Here is a 15,008-nt window from a genome sequence, read left to right as displayed (position 1 = left end):
GTCCGGGTCCCGTTCTCTCGGGAAGCTCGATCCTTCGTCGTTGAAGGGGCGGCTGTATGTGGGTTGTTGCCAGAGCTAATGCAGCGGTTGTGCCAAGTCGGCATAACCGCAGTTTTACTGGGCGTTTAACCTCACAGCCGAAGCGTTTTGCCCGTTAGTGGTGCAACAGTCCGTACAGCAGCACCAGATTGATCAGCAGCGACACCAGCGCCAACGTGCGCCACACCCTCAGCGGTTCGCGCTCCAGCAGCGGTCGCGGGCGTACGCTCAGTTCGCGGCGGTCGGCCTGCTCCAGCACCAGCAGCCATTCTTCGGCGGTTTCATAACGCTGCGCGGGTTGCGCGGCCACGGCGCGTTCAAGGCTCAGGGGCAGCCAATCCGGCAGGTCGGGGCGATAGCGGCTGGCGCTGATCGGTTGATGGAAGCGGGGACGTTGGAAGGCTTCGATTTCGCCGTAGGGATAATGTCCCGTCAGCAGGTAATACAGCGTAATGCCGACACTGTACAAATCCTGCTGAGGCGCAGGACGCTCGCCATTGAACGCTTCGGGGGCAATAAAGCTCGGCGTGCCGGGCAGTGTGTTCATTGGGTCTTCGGAAAGGCCCGGGCAGTAGGCCAGGCCAAAATCCAGCACCCGCAGTTCACCGTCGTCGCCCAGCAGCAGGTTTTCCGGCTTGATATCGCGGTGCAGGATCTGCCGGCGATGCAGCAGGCCGACCGCGCGCAGCAAACGCTCGGCGATGGATTGCCATTGCGCCAGGGGCAACGGGCCTTGCTGCTTGAACAGCTCGGCCAGGGTGAGCCCTGGGTACTCGCGCATCACATAGTAAAGATGCTGACGCCCGCTGGCCGGGTGAACGTCCGGAAACGCGCGTCCGGCCACCCGGCGCAGAAACCATTCCTCCGACAGCAGCGCCTGGCCCGCATCGGTGTCGTTGTCGTGGCCGCGCGGCAGGGTTTTCAGCAGCCAGGGCTGTTGCTGGGCGTCGCGCACTCGGTACAGCAACGATTGTCGGCTCTGCGCGACCAGGCTTTCCACCTCCCAGCCTTCGAACGGCTGGCCAGGCTTGAGCGGCGGCGGTAGTGGCCATTGCTGCAACTGCACCAGCGCATCGCCCAGGGTGGCGGCGCCGAGCGCGTCAATGCGCACCAGCAGCGCGCTGGCGTTGTCCTGGCTGCCGGCCAGGTGCGCGGCGCTCACCAGGGTGTTGACGGCCATGTCGAGGTTGGTTTGCTCGCGCAGGATGGCGCAGATGCTGTGTTCGCTCAGCGTGGCCCATACGCCGTCGCTGAGCAGCAGGAAACACTCGCCCGCGCGCAGTTCGCCGTCGAGAAAATCCAGCACCAGGTGTTGATCCAGGCCAAGGGCGCGCTTGAGCACATGCTGCATGCCCGGTTGCTCCCACACATGGTCTTCGCTGATGCGCTGCAACTCGCCGTCCAGCCAGCGATACACGCGACAGTCGCCGACATGGGCGAGGGTGAAGCGCCGGCCGCGAAACACCAGGGCGCTGAGGGTGGTCAGTAACGGCTGGCCGCCGCCGTTGGCTTGCAGCCAGCGATTCTGCGCGAGCAATAACCGTTCGAGCGCCTGGGCCACGCCCCAGGTCTGCGGCGTGGCGTAGTAGTCCAGGGCCAGCGCCTGCAGGCTTGAACGCGCGGCCAGGCCGCCGTCGGCACATTGGCTGACGCCATCGGCGAGGGCGCACAGGTAACCTTTGCTCGCAGCCAGTTCCGCGCTGGGCGTGACCACGCGCAGGGCATCCTGGTTTTCGCTGCGCGGACCCATGGCGCTGGCCTGGGCGACGCTTAGTTGCAGACTCATCAGACGCGCGCGGCAGTCACTGCGGCCGAACCCCACGTCGTTCTCCAGCGGCGTTTCACGCCGTAGAGGCCGAACCAGGCCAGCACGCCGAGGCTGGCGAACAGCCACAGGGCCAGTTGATAACTGCCGGTGCTTTGCTTGATCGCGCCCATGCCAGCGGCGAGGGCGAAGCCGCCGATGCCGCCGGCCATGCCGATCAGGCCGGTCATTACGCCGATTTCGCTGCGAAAACGCTGGGGTACCAGTTGGAAGACCGCACCGTTGCCCGCGCCCAGTCCGAGCATGGTGCACACGAACAGTGCCAGGGCGGCGTAGGAACTTGGCAGGTTGAAACCCACCGCCGCGATGCACACCGCCGCCACGCTGTACATGCCCAGCAGCGTGCGGATGCCGCCGAAACGGTCCGCCAGGGCGCCGCCCAACGGGCGCATCAGGCTGCCGCCGAACACGCAGGCGGCGGTGTAGTAGCCGGCGGTCACCGGGCTCAGGCCATACTGGTCGTTGAAGTAGCCGGGCAGGGCGCTGGCCAGGCCGATGAAACCGCCGAAGGTCACGCTGTAGAAAAACATGAACCACCAGCTGTCACGGTCGCCCAGCGCCTTGAAATAGTCGGCCATGGCTTTGGCTTTCGGGCGTTGCGGAGCATTGCGTGCCAGCCAGGCGAACACGATCAGCGTGAGGACCAACGGAATCAGCGCAAAACCGAAGACATTGCTCCAGCCAAAGGCGGCGGCCAACACCGGGGCCAGCAACGCGGCGAACACCGTGCCGGAGTTGCCTGTCCCGGCGATGCCCATGGCCTTGCCCTGATGCTCAGCGGGGTACCACTGCGAGGCCAGGGGCAGGGCGACGGCAAAGGATGCGCCGGCCATGCCGAGGAACAAGCCCAGCAGCAGGGCTTGCTCATAACTATGAATACCCAGTTTCCACGCGCCGAACAACGCAACGATCACGATCACCTGGCCAATCAGCCCAGCGGTCTTGGGCGACAACTTGTCGGCCAGCATGCCCATCAGAAAGCGCAGCACCGCGCCCGCCAGGATCGGCGTTGCCACTACCAGGCCACGTTGCTGGGTGGTCAGGTGCAGGTCGGCGGCAATCTGCACGGCCAGCGGGCCCAGCAGATACCAGACCATGAAACTCAGGTCGAAATACAGGAACGCGGCAAACAGGGTCGGGGTGTGCCCGGATTTCCAGAAGCTTGATTTCATCACGCACCTCAACGGTAGGGGGTCTTGTCAGAAGGCCAAAACGAAAAAAAACGCCGCCATCGGGTTCGCGAAAGCAAACCGGATGTGCGACGTCTTTGTCGTGGAAGGGCAACCGCCGTTGGCTACCTGTGATGAATGCATGGCAAGTCCTGTGCCAACACTAAACTTTGTGAAGAACGAGCCCCCGTGGCGAGCGGGCTTGCCCCGCGTTGGGGTGCGAAGCGCCCCCAATCCTGCAAAACACGGTGAACCTGATACGGCTCAGCGCCTGGTTTTGGGGCTGCTGCGCAGCCCAACGCAGGACAAGCCTGCTCGCCACAGGGAATCTGCGCTTAACTGAACGGCATGAGGGCAAGCCTGCTCGCCACAACCACAATCAAAACCAGTCTGCCCATCACAAGGCTTGCCACAGTCAGCCCAGCAGCTCACTCATGGCAATAATCTGCTCGGCCACCTGGATCAGTTTCTGCTGGCGGCTCATGGCTTGGCGGCGCATCAGGGTGTAGGCCTCTTCCTCGTTGCAGTTTTTCATTTTCATCAGCATGCCCTTGGCCAGTTCGATGCGCTTGCGCTCGGCCAATTGCTGGTCGCGGGCCTGCAACTGGGCGCGCAGGGCCTGGTCGCTTTCGAAGCGGGCCATGGCCACGTCGAGGATCGGTTGCAGGCGCTGGGCCTGGATGCCTTCAACTATATAGGCGCTGACGCCGGACTTGATCGCCTGGCGCATCACATTCGGGTCGTGCTCATCGGTGAACATCACAATCGGTCGCGGCTGGTCGCGCGTCACCAGCACCACTTGCTCCATCACATCGCGCCCGGCTGACTCGGTATCGATCAGGATCACGTCCGGGCGCACCGTTTCGACGCGGGCGGGCAGGTCGATGGTCAGGCCGGACTCATCGATGACCTCGAAGCCGGCCTCGACCAGCGCCGCCTTGAGCCGCCCGACCTTGCGCGGGGTGTCGTTGATCAACAGGATTCGCAGCATGGGTGGCCTCCTGTCAGCGCTGAGCCTGGCGGTTGGGGTGATCCGCCAGGGCGTGCAGGCGGAAGCTGCGTGCGTAGGCGGCGGGGTCGGAGCCGTCCCAGATTTTGCCGTCGATCAACTGGCTGCTGCGCATGTCCTGGCGGCTTGCCGGCACGTCAACGGCGGCGGCGGCCTGGCGATAGAGGTTCAGTTGCTGCACCTGGCGGGCAACCTGAAGGTAGTCCGGGTCTTCACGCAGCAGACCCCAGCGGCGGAACTGGGTCATGAACCACATGCCGTCGCACAGGTACGGCAGGTTGACCTCGCCCTTGGCGAAAAAGCGCAGCGCATGGGGATCCTGCCACTGGTTGCCCAGGCCGTCGTCATAATGGCCGAGCAGGCGAGGCTCGATGCAGTCGAGCGGGGCGTCGAGGTACTCGCGGGCGCTGAGTAGCTGCGCGGTGGAACGGCGGTTTTCCTGGCTCTGCTCGATAAAACGGCTGGCTTCGAGCACAGCCATCACCAGCACGCGCGCGGTGTTGGGGTATTGGTCGACGAAAGCCTGGGTGCAGCCCAGCACTTTTTCCGGGTGGTTTGGCCAGATCGTCTGGCTGGTCGCCAGGGTGAAGCCCTGATTGTGCTTCACCGCGCTGGCGGCCCAGGGTTCGCCGGCACAGAAACCGTCAATGCGCCCTGCCTGCAGGTGCGCAACCATCTGCGGCGGCGGCACCACCACGCTGTCGACATCCTGCAAGGGGTGAATGCCCTGGCTTGCGAGCCAGTAATACAGCCACATGGCGTGGGTGCCGGTGGGAAATGTCTGGGCGAAGGTCAGTTTTGTACGGCTTTGGTGCACGTGGTGGTCCAGCGCCTCAGGAGTGGTCACCCCCTGTGCCTGCAGACCGTGAGACAGATTGATGCTCTGGCCGTTCTGGTTCAGGCCCATCAGCACCGCCATGTCGGTGGACGCCACGCCGCCGATGCCCAGGTGCACCGCGTAGATCAGCCCATACAGGCTGTGGGCGGCATCCAGTTCACCGCTGACCAGCCTGTCGCGCAGGTTGGCCCAGGATGACTGGCGCTTGAGGTTCAGGGTCAAGCCGTAGGGTTGGGCAAAGCCCTGAGTGGCCGCCACCACCAGCGAGGCGCAATCGCTCAAGGCCATGAATCCGAGGTCGAGGCTGCTCTTTTCCGGGGCGTCACTGCCGTGGACCCAGGCCAATGGATCGCTGGTCGGGCCGCTGCCTGCCGAATCGTTCATCAATGCCGCCTTTTCAATCAAAAAACCAGTGAGCAAGGCTTAGCAAGGCACATGCCACGGCCTCGCGGCCGCGGCAGGCCGTCAGGTTTTCATCAAGATTGAAACCCGGCCGGCTTTCAGTATGGCCGCCTCTTTGCGAGGAACATCCAAAGTGACGATCGATTCCCCTGTCATGACCCGCTTGCGCTGGTTACTGTGCCTGGCCGTGCTGTGGGCAAGCACGTTCGCCTCGGCCGAGGCGTATCGGGCGCAGGATGAAAGCCTGCATACCGTCTTTACCGCGTTGTCAGTGCCCTTGGGGTTGCCCGTGGTGGTCAGCCGCGATGTCTCGCGCACGCGCGTTTCCGGCGTGTTCGACCTGAAGGCGGCGCAGCACACCCTGCAGGCCCTCGCCGAGCAGCATGGCCTGATCTGGTACAGCGACGGCCAGGTGCTCCGTGTGTATGACGCCAGCGAGGCGAAAAGCTCTGCGGTGACACTGCGGCATATCTCGGTCGACCGGCTGCGCGAGTTCATGCGCCGCTCGGGGTTGGATGAATCACGCTTTCCCCTGCGCGAGAGCGCCGGGCGCACCTTTTATGTGTCCGGCCCGCCCAACTACGTGGATCAGGTGCTGCACCTGGCGCAACTGATGGATCGCCAGCGCACCCAGGTGCCGGTGGGCGATCAGGCGTTTGGCGTGGTGCAGGTGTTCAATACCCATGTGGCCGATCGCCAATACGCCCTGGGCGATGAGCAGGTCAATGTTCCCGGCATGGCCTCGATGATCGAGACCGTGCTGGCTGCCGAGCGTGAGCAAGGTGCGCGTGGTCCGCTGGCTGACAAGCGCCTGTTGGTGATTGCTTATCCTGACTCCAACAGCCTGCTGATCAAGGGCAAGCCGGCTCAGGTCAAGGTGATCGAGGAGCTGGTGACGCAACTCGACACGCCCAGGCGACCGATTGAAGTGACGCTGTGGCAGATCGACGTGGACCGTAATGAACTGGAAAAGCTGAAGACGTCCTGGTCCGGGGAGGGTGACGACGCGCCCTCAGTGACACAGGTGCTGGACCCTCTGGACGACAACCGTCTGATGACGCAGCTGGCTGCGCTGGAACGTCGTCGCAAGGCCAGAGTGGTGGCGTTTCCGGTGATCCTTACCCAGGAAAACGTTCCGGCAGTGTTCCATGACGCCCACACGTTTTACCTGCCCAAATCCGCGCAAGACGATGCCCAGTGGCAACCGGTGCGCTATCGCACCGAAGCCAGTGTGCTGCCGCGTTTTGCCGATGCGAGCCAGATCGAGATGCAACTGAGCCTGGAGGATGGGCGGCCCATGGCCGGCAAGCTCAAGGCAGGTTCGGCTGGGGCGGTGGGCCGCATCGCGATCAGCACGGTGGTGCGTGTGCCCCAGGGCCGGCGCCTGTGGCTGGGGGCTTTTCGCCGTGATGACGAGGGCGCGCGCCGCGCGCGCGGCGCCCAGGTGCGGCTGTTTGTGATCCAGGCGCGCGCGGTGGGCGGCGAGCCGAAGCTGCTGGCAGGCGCCGTGGGGCCGCCGCCACTGACCGGGGCCCAATACGAGCGGGTGCAACGTGCCTTCAACCGCGCAAGCCCAGAGTCCGCTGAGTGACCTTCGTATGGCGAAAAGTCCTACGTAGCGACTATCGAAATCCTCAGGCGCATAAGTCGTTTCCTAGCTCGGTTCGGTGGTCAGGTTTTTATAGTCCTGCCGTTGCCGTATCGGTTGATTCAGGAAGCCAGAAATTCAATGTCAGTAGATCAATACCGAGGTGCCCATGGCCATCGCAAATGATGAGCTGACAGCCTCATGGGTATTTGCCGGGTGGACCTTGCATGGTTATGGCCGCTTGACCGGGCAGAATGTGGACCTTCAATTACCGCCCAAAGAGTGGCATGTGCTGCGGTTGCTGCTGGCATCCGGTGGTGCGTTGATGACCAAGGACCATTTGCTGGAGTCGGCCTGGCCCCGTAGAGAGGTGTCCGAGGAGTCGCTCACCCGCTGCATTTATGCACTGCGCAAACACCTGAAGGCCGACAAGGGCTTTATCAAGACGATTTATGGCAAGGGCTATCGCTTCACTTGCCCTGTGAACGTCCAGCACAGAGCGCTGTTGGAGGGGACGCGCGAGCAGCGTCTCTGCTCGGCCTGTGGTCAGGTGCAGCATGATTAAGCGCCTGGCCAGCAGCGCCGTGTTGAGTGCGGTGCTGGTCAGCAGCCGAGCCTTGGCCGATTGCTGGGAAGACGTGGCCGGTCGCTACGATATTGAACCGGAACTGCTGCAGGCCATCGCGGCGGTGGAGTCGGGATACCGCGCGAACGCGATGAACAACGCGAACAGCGACGGCAGCCGCGATATCGGCTTGATGCAGATCAACAGCGTGCACCTGCCACGCTTGCTCAAACAGGGTATTACCGAAGAGCGGCTGCTGAGCGAACCCTGTCTGTCGGTGGAAGTGGGCGCATCGATCCTCGCCGGGTTTATCCAGCGGTTCGGTTACAACTGGACGGCCGTGGGTTCCTACAACGCGGGAGCAGGGTCGGGGCCGCAGCGTGATGCATTGCGCGAGCAATATGCGCAAAAAATCTGGGCCCGGTATGAGGCGCTGGTTGCGCTGCGTCACTGACGATCAGGCGGCATGCCTCGCGCCAGGGTGGTCACCCCGGCTATAATCGCGCCACCTTTCGCCGCCATCCGAGTCTAGCCCGCCCATGTATAACCTGGCCCGCCAGCTGTTGTTCAAACTCTCCCCGGAAACCTCCCACGATCTGTCCCTGGACCTGATCGGTGCCGGCGGCCGCCTGGGGCTCAATGGCCTGGTCTGCAAGGCGCCGGCGAAAATGCCGGTGTCGGTGATGGGGCTCGAGTTTCCCAACCCGGTCGGGCTGGCCGCCGGCCTGGACAAGAACGGCGCCGCGATTGACGGTTTTGCACAGTTGGGTTTCGGCTTTGTCGAAATCGGCACCGTGACGCCACGGCCGCAACCGGGTAATCCCAAGCCACGCATCTTCCGCCTGCCGGAAGCCGAGGCGATCATCAACCGCATGGGCTTCAACAACCTGGGCGTCGATCACCTGCTGTCGCGGGTCCAGGCGGCGAAGTACAAGGGCATCCTGGGCATCAATATCGGCAAGAACTTCGACACCCCGGTCGAGCGCGCAGTGGATGACTACCTGATCTGCCTGGACAAGGTCTACGCCCACGCCAGCTACGTCACCGTCAACGTCAGCTCGCCCAACACGCCGGGCCTGCGCAGCCTGCAGTTCGGCGACTCGCTCAAACAGTTGCTCGAAGCCCTGCGCCAGCGCCAGGAAGACCTGGCCGTGCGGCATGGCAAGCGCGTGCCGCTGGCGATCAAGATTGCCCCGGACATGAGCGACGCGGAGACGATCCTGGTAGCCCAGGCCCTGGTGGATTCGGGGATGGATGCGGTGATCGCGACCAACACCACCCTGAGCCGCGCAGGTGTCGAAGGCCTGGCCCATGGGGATGAGGCGGGCGGGCTTTCGGGCGCACCGGTTCGCGATCAGAGCACCCACATCGTCAGGGTGCTGGCGGCTGAACTTGCCGGGCGCTTGCCCATCATCGCCGTGGGCGGCATTACCGAAGGCAAGCACGCCGCCGAGAAAATAGCGGCCGGCGCAAGCCTGGTGCAGCTGTACTCCGGCTTTATCTACAAGGGACCGGCGCTGATCCGCGAATCGGTGGATGCCATCGTGGCGAGCGGGCTTGCCCCAGTGCCGTTCAGTTAAGCGAACGCGATGCCCAAAGTAACCAAGATCAAATGTGGGAGCGGGCTTGCCTGCGAAGGCGTCGGCCCAGCAAACATTGAGGTCGACTGACCCACCGCTCCCACAGGGAATCTGCGCTTAACTGACTGGCATTAGGGCTTGCCCCGCGTTGGGGTGCGAAGCGCCGCCCCCAAGCCAGCAAACCGCGGTGTACCTGATACGGCTCAGCGCCTGGTTTTGGGGCTGCTGCGCAACCCAACGCAGGGCAAGCCTGCTCGCCACAGGGAATCACGCTTAACTGAGCGCGCAAGGGGTAACCCACAAAAAGCGCTAGCCTCAATGGGTTTTGCCATCCAATAAAAAGGGCTCCATAAGGAGCCCCTGGGCCGAAGCCCGCCGCCTGGGTAAGGCGTGCGTGGTTAAGTCGTTACATAGTCAAAGGTGGTATGTCGGAATTAGATGCCCTGATTAGCCGACGGCGTGAAGTTCGTTGAGTCTGTGGATGCCCGCAGTGCCAGTCATACCGTCCCAGTTGTCGCCACGTCCTTCTCGCCAGCCGTTGATCCAGGCTTGGCGTACCGACGGTAGAGTAAATGGGCAAAGCTCACGGGATTTGCCATGAACGCCATATTGATATCCGCGTAAAAATGCTCTTTCCAACGGATCACGCTTGAGTCTTCTCATAGGGTGTTTCCCTCACTGGTTGACTGTCTAGATATCCTTCGGCCTCGTCTGGGGCCGGGCAGAGTGTTCTGCCGTTGGTGGGCTCGCTGCCGGCGTGGCGAGCCTGTGTGTCGGCGTCGTTACGGCGCCAACCTGTGTTGAGTTCTAACCAATAGGTCACATGGATTCAATGATCGTTTTGTCATAAGCACGTAACGTTTTGGATGCTATAGCCATAAGCTGGGATGGCTTTTCGCCCCTTTTTATCGGCAAAGCCAGCTATGATGTGCCCCGCGATGGCCATGGGTTCAATCCCTTGGTGAGAATGCCCGCCCGTTGCAGTCGGTTATTATTCGACGAAGGGTCGGAATATTTCTTTTTGTTGCCTAACATTATTGATCTGCCTCTGTATTCAGGGCCCACGGGTCCTATCGCCGGGGTGGAACGGCACATTCGTGCCACGCGAGCACTCTTCAAGAAAAGTGCTTGATTGAAAACCGAACCGGCGATGCGTCGCCCGTTCATTTATTGCTGAAAAGCCTGGAATGCCCCATGTCGGACCGTTTTGAACTCTTCCTCACTTGCCCCAAAGGCCTCGAAGGCCTGCTGATCGAGGAAGCCGTCGGGCTTGGCCTTGAGGACGCCCGCGAGCACACCTCGGCCGTGCGCGGCATGGCCGACATGGAGACCGCCTACCGCCTGTGCCTCTGGTCGCGTCTGGCCAACCGCGTGCTGCTGGTGCTCAAGCGCTTCCCGATGAAGGACGCCGAAGACCTCTATCACGGCGTGCTGGACATCGAGTGGGCCGAGCACATGGTCCCCGACGGCACCCTTGCCGTTGAATTCAGCGGCCATGGTTCGGGCATCGACAACACCCACTTCGGCGCGCTGAAGGTCAAGGATGCGATTGTCGACAAACTGCGCACCCCCACTGGCGAACGACCGTCCATCGACAAGATCAACCCGGACCTGCGCATCCACCTGCGCCTGGACCGTGGCGAAGCCATCCTCTCCCTCGACCTGTCCGGCCACAGCCTGCACCAGCGCGGTTACCGCTTGCAGCAGGGCGCCGCGCCGCTGAAGGAAAACCTCGCGGCCGCAATCCTGATCCGTGCCGGCTGGCCGCGCATTGCCGCTGAAGGCGGCGCGCTGACTGACCCGATGTGCGGCGTGGGCACCTTCCTGGTCGAAGGCGCAATGATCGCCGCCGACATGGCGCCCAACCTCAACCGCGAACTGTGGGGCTTCACCACCTGGCTCGGCCACGTGCCGGCGCTGTGGAAGAAGCTTCACGCCGAAGCGTCGGAACGCGCCGCCATCGGCATGAACAAACCGCCGCTGTGGGTGCGTGGCTACGAAGCCGACCCGCGCCTGATCCAGCCCGCGCGTAACAACATCGAACGCGCAGGCTTAAGCCACTGGATCAAGGTGTACCAGGGCGAAGTCGGCACCTTCGAGCCGCGTCCGGACCAGAACCAGAAAGGCCTTGTCATCTGCAACCCGCCCTACGGCGAGCGTCTGGGTGACGAAGCCAGCCTGTTGTACCTTTATCAGAACCTCGGCGAGCGTCTGCGTCAGGCCTGCATGGGCTGGGAAGCGGCGGTGTTTACCGGCGCGCCGGACCTTGGCAAGCGCATGGGCATCCGCAGCCACAAACAGTATTCGTTCTGGAACGGCGCATTGCCGTGCAAGCTGCTGCTGATCAAGGTCAACCCGGATCAGTTCGTCACCGGCGAGCGTCGCACCCCCGAGCAGCGCCAGGCCGAACGCGAGCAGGCCGCTTACGACCAGGCCCCGCTCGAGCCGCAGGAGCGCCAGTACAACAAGAACGGCAACCCGATCAAACCGGCGCCAGCGCCTGTCGTCGAGCAGGCACGCTTGAGCGAAGGCGGGCAGATGTTTGCCAACCGCCTGCAGAAAAACCTCAAGCTGCTGGGCAAGTGGGCCAAGCGTGAAGGCGTGGATTGCTACCGCGTGTACGACGCCGATATGCCGGAATACTCCATGGCCATCGACCTGTACCACGATTGGGTCCATGTGCAGGAATACGCCGCGCCCAAGTCCATCGACCCGGAAAAAGCCTCGGCGCGCATGTTCGATGCCCTGGCCGCGATTCCCCAGGCGCTCAACATCGACAAGAGCCGCGTGGTGGTCAAGCGTCGCGAGCGCCAGAGCGGCACCAAGCAGTACGAGCGCCAAAGCGCCCAGGGCAAATTCACCGAGGTCAGCGAAGGTGGCGTGAAGCTGCTGGTCAACCTCACCGACTACCTGGACACCGGCCTGTTCCTCGACCACCGGCCGATGCGCATGCGCATCCAGAAGGAAGCGGCCGGCAAGCGCTTTCTCAATCTGTACTGCTACACCGCCACTGCCAGCGTGCACGCCGCCAAAGGTGGCGCGCGCAGCACCACCAGCGTCGACCTGTCCAAGACCTACCTGGACTGGGCGCGTCGCAACTTCTCGCTCAACGGCTTCTCCGACAAGAACCGCCTGGAGCAGGGCGATGTGATGGCGTGGCTGGAGGCGAGCCGCGATGAGTTCGACCTGATCTTCATCGACCCGCCGACCTTCTCCAACTCCAAACGCATGGAAGGCATCTTCGATGTACAGCGCGACCACGTGCAGTTGCTCGACCTGGCCATGGCGCGTCTGGCGCCGGGCGGCGTGCTGTATTTCTCGAACAACTTCCGCAAGTTCGTGCTCGAGGACAACCTCAGCGAGCGCTACGCCGTCGAGGAAATCAGCGACAAGACCCTCGACCCGGATTTTGCGCGCAACGCCAAGATCCACCGCGCCTGGAAAATCACCGCGCGTTGATCGATGCTTGTCCACTGCAGGCGCGAGTTTACTTGCTCCTGCAGTGGTTTGAGGCTGGTCAAACCCCGGGCCTATGGCTATAACTAAGGCCTGGCCAACGTGACATCCCCGCACGTTGGCGCCTTGAGTGTTGTCCATGCCGTTGCAAGCCGTCCGCCCAAAAATACTAGGCTTTATCAGTGAGCAGGCCTCCGCCTGGATGGTGGCGTCGGTGGTATTCCTGGCAGGGGTTGCCTTGACCATCGTGGTTGCGTGGGCCGCGCGCGAACTCAATCAGCAGCAAGTGCGCCAACGCTTCCAATTGTTGGTCGGCGAGCGCTTCAGCCGCCTGCAGGAACGCTTCGAAGACCAGGAGCAACGCCTGGGCAGCCTGCAACGTTTCTTCATCAATTCCCAGGACGTCACCCGCGCAGAGTTCGACGGCTTCGCCCAGCCCTTGCTGCTGCATGCGCGCGCCTATGCGTGGGCGCCCCGCGTATTGCACGAACAGCGCAGCCGGTTTGAGCAGGACATGTCTCGCGCGCACGGTACGCCCTTTGCCATCCGTGAACTCAATGCGGTCGGCGAACTGGCCCCGGCGGCCGAGCGTGATGAATACGTGCCGGTGCTGTACAGCCAGACCCAGAGCCTGTTCGGCTCGCCACTGGGGTTCGACCTGCTGGCCCAGCCCATGCGGCGCTCGACCCTTGAGCGGGCGCAGAAGAGCGGCAAGCTGGCGGTGTCCCAACCCATCCAACTGGTCGGCGTGGAGCCGGCCTACGCGCCGGGAGTGCTGCTGGTTGCGCCGGTCGCTTCCCCGGCAGGGGAGCCGTTCGGTTTCGTGATGGCTGCGATCAGCATGCGCCAGTTGGTGGCCGACGGCCTGCCCAGGCCCGACCGCGATAACCTGGTGACGCAGATCGTCGACACCTCTGACCTGCAGCAACGCATGCTGTATGAGTCAGGCAACACGCCAAGCGACGGCGACCTTAACGTGACTCGGCGCCTGACCCTGGGCGACCATGTCTACGCCCTGACCCTGCGTCCCAGTCAGGTGTTTGACCGGTCCAGCCGCTCCTCGATGGCCAGCATTTTGAGCATGGGCGGGCTGCTCAGCCTGCTGGTTGCAGCCTTGCTCTACGTGCTGGTCAGCCAGCGTCAGCGTGCGCTCAAACTGGTGGAGCAGCGCACCGTGCAACTGCGCGTGCGCGAGCAGGAACTGCGCGGCGCCCATAGCCAGCTGCGCAGCGTGCTGAATGCCGCCACTCAAGTCGCCATTATCGCCACCGACCTGCGCGGCGTGATCACTACCTTCAACGCCGGTGCTGAACAGATGCTTGGGTTCAAGGCCGCCGAAGTGGTTGGGCGCGCCACCCTCGAAAGCCTGCACTTAGCGTCGGAGCTGGAAGCCAGCGCCGCGAGCGTGAGCCTGTTGCTGGGCAAGCGTATCCCGCCGAGCCAGGCCATGCTGGTGCAGAGCCCGGACAGCCTGCACGAGGCGCGCGAATGGACCCTGGTCCGCGAAGATGGCAGCCAGTTGATCGTCAATATGCTCGGCACTGCGTTGCTCGATGACCATGGCCTGTGGGTGGGGCATCTGGCGATCTACCTCGACGTGACCGAGCAAAAGCGCGCCTACGAGGCTCTGGCTGCACGGGATCGCCTGCTGAAAAAACTCAGCGCCCACGTACCCGGCGGGATTTTCCAGTTCACCCTCAAGCGCCGGGGCGACTGGCGCTTCATCTATGCCAGCGATGGCATGCGCGATATCTATGAAATCGAGGTAGGGGTGTTGCAGCAGGACGCGGAAAAGGTCTTCGAGCGTATCCACCCATTGGACGTCGAGCGCATACGCGCCTCGATTCGCTCGTCGGCCGTGCAGTTGAGCCATTGGCGCGAAGAGTATCGTGTGATCTTGCCGCAGCGCGGGTTGCGCTGGATTCGTGGCGAGGCCACGCCGGAAGAATTACCCGGAGGCGGCACGCTGTGGCACGGTTATGTGTCGGATATTTCCGATCTCAAACGGGTAGAAGAAGAGCTGCGTGCGTTGTCCATCACCGATTCCCTGACCGGCATCCACAACCGTCGCTACTTCCAGGACCGCCTCAAGTCCGAGATGGTGCGCGTCAGACGCACGTCAGGGGCGTTGTCGGTGATCATGCTGGATATCGACCACTTCAAGCGCATCAATGATCGCTATGGGCACGGGGTGGGCGACGGCGTGCTGCAGGAACTGTGCAAGCGCATCGGCCAGCGCCTGCGCCGCACCGATGTGTTCTGCCGCTTGGGGGGCGAAGAGTTCATGGTGTTGTGCCCCGGCACCGACGGCCAACAGGCCTACAGCCTGGCGATGGAGCTGTGGGAATCATTGCGCAGCGTACCGATGGATACCGTGGGTACGGTGACCGCCAGTTTTGGGGTGGCCAGTTGGCGTGTCGATGAGGGTATTGACGGGTTGCTGCTGCGCGCCGATTCGGCGGTGTACCTGGCCAAGCAGGCAGGCCGTGACCGTGTCACGCCGGAAAAACTACCGGCCTGAAGGCAGACACAAAAAC

The 15,008-nt window shown here is 63.1% G+C and carries 11 protein-coding genes; 6 read left to right on the top strand and 5 right to left on the bottom strand.

The genetic code is table 11. From position 1 onward, the window contains the following. Positions 1 to 154: 154 nt before the first annotated feature. The 4 genes from H045_RS13865 to H045_RS13850 all read right to left on the bottom strand — a co-directional run bounded on the left by H045_RS13865 (position 155) and on the right by H045_RS13850 (position 5,264). On the bottom strand, positions 155 to 1,825 hold the full coding sequence (locus tag H045_RS13865; protein WP_041931632.1) for a bifunctional protein-serine/threonine kinase/phosphatase: 1,671 nt from the start codon (positions 1,823 to 1,825) through the stop codon (positions 155 to 157). Beyond that, on the bottom strand, positions 1,825 to 3,036 hold the full coding sequence (locus H045_RS13860) for a nitrate/nitrite transporter (protein ID WP_015372679.1): 1,212 nt from the start codon (positions 3,034 to 3,036) through the stop codon (positions 1,825 to 1,827). Before H045_RS13860 ends, H045_RS13865 begins: the two co-directional genes overlap by 1 nt. A gap of 412 nt (positions 3,037 to 3,448) precedes the next feature. Next, a complete protein-coding gene (locus tag H045_RS13855) occupies positions 3,449 to 4,024 on the bottom strand; it encodes an ANTAR domain-containing response regulator (RefSeq protein WP_003230332.1) in 576 nt (191 codons plus the stop codon). Positions 4,025 to 4,037: 13 nt separating this feature from the next. Beyond that, complete coding sequence (locus H045_RS13850; protein ID WP_015372678.1) at positions 4,038 to 5,264, bottom strand: CmpA/NrtA family ABC transporter substrate-binding protein; 1,227 nt, start codon at positions 5,262 to 5,264, stop codon at positions 4,038 to 4,040. A 151-nt stretch (positions 5,265 to 5,415) separates the two neighbouring features. Between H045_RS13850 and sctC the strand changes: the two genes are divergently transcribed. The 4 genes from sctC (at position 5,416) to H045_RS13830 (ending at position 9,015) form a co-directional block, all read left to right on the top strand. Then, complete coding sequence (gene sctC, locus H045_RS13845; protein WP_015372677.1) at positions 5,416 to 6,873, top strand: type III secretion system outer membrane ring subunit SctC; 1,458 nt, start codon at positions 5,416 to 5,418, stop codon at positions 6,871 to 6,873. Between the two features lie 166 nt (positions 6,874 to 7,039). Next, the gene (locus H045_RS13840; RefSeq protein ID WP_003230338.1) at positions 7,040 to 7,435 is read left to right on the top strand and encodes a winged helix-turn-helix domain-containing protein; all 396 of its coding nucleotides are present in this window, start codon (positions 7,040 to 7,042) and stop codon (positions 7,433 to 7,435) included. Then, complete coding sequence (locus H045_RS13835) at positions 7,428 to 7,889, top strand: transglycosylase SLT domain-containing protein (protein ID WP_015372676.1); 462 nt, start codon at positions 7,428 to 7,430, stop codon at positions 7,887 to 7,889. The genes H045_RS13840 and H045_RS13835 overlap by 8 nt, the downstream gene beginning before the upstream one ends. Positions 7,890 to 7,974: 85 nt before the next feature. Further along, complete coding sequence (locus tag H045_RS13830) at positions 7,975 to 9,015, top strand: quinone-dependent dihydroorotate dehydrogenase (protein ID WP_015372675.1); 1,041 nt, start codon at positions 7,975 to 7,977, stop codon at positions 9,013 to 9,015. 447 nt (positions 9,016 to 9,462) lie between these two features. On the opposite strand, the gene rmf is transcribed toward H045_RS13830, so the two are convergent. Continuing rightward, positions 9,463 to 9,678, bottom strand: coding sequence for a ribosome modulation factor (gene rmf, locus H045_RS24585; protein WP_002553055.1), 216 nt, complete (start codon positions 9,676 to 9,678; stop codon positions 9,463 to 9,465). Between the two features lie 531 nt (positions 9,679 to 10,209). Here rmf and rlmKL point away from each other — a divergent pair. Next, the gene (gene rlmKL, locus H045_RS13825) at positions 10,210 to 12,474 is read left to right on the top strand and encodes a bifunctional 23S rRNA (guanine(2069)-N(7))-methyltransferase RlmK/23S rRNA (guanine(2445)-N(2))-methyltransferase RlmL (protein WP_015372674.1); all 2,265 of its coding nucleotides are present in this window, start codon (positions 10,210 to 10,212) and stop codon (positions 12,472 to 12,474) included. Between the two features lie 136 nt (positions 12,475 to 12,610). Further along, entirely contained in the window at positions 12,611 to 14,992 is a 2,382-nt protein-coding gene (locus H045_RS13820) for a sensor domain-containing diguanylate cyclase (protein ID WP_015372673.1), read from the top strand. Positions 14,993 to 15,008: the final 16 nt, after the last annotated feature.

Origin of the sequence: Pseudomonas poae RE*1-1-14 (assembly GCF_000336465.1) — a bacterium.
GTDB classification, from domain to species: domain Bacteria; phylum Pseudomonadota; class Gammaproteobacteria; order Pseudomonadales; family Pseudomonadaceae; genus Aquipseudomonas; species Aquipseudomonas poae.
Note: the sequence above shows the minus strand (reverse complement) of the source record. Positions and strands in the feature narration are given on the sequence as shown.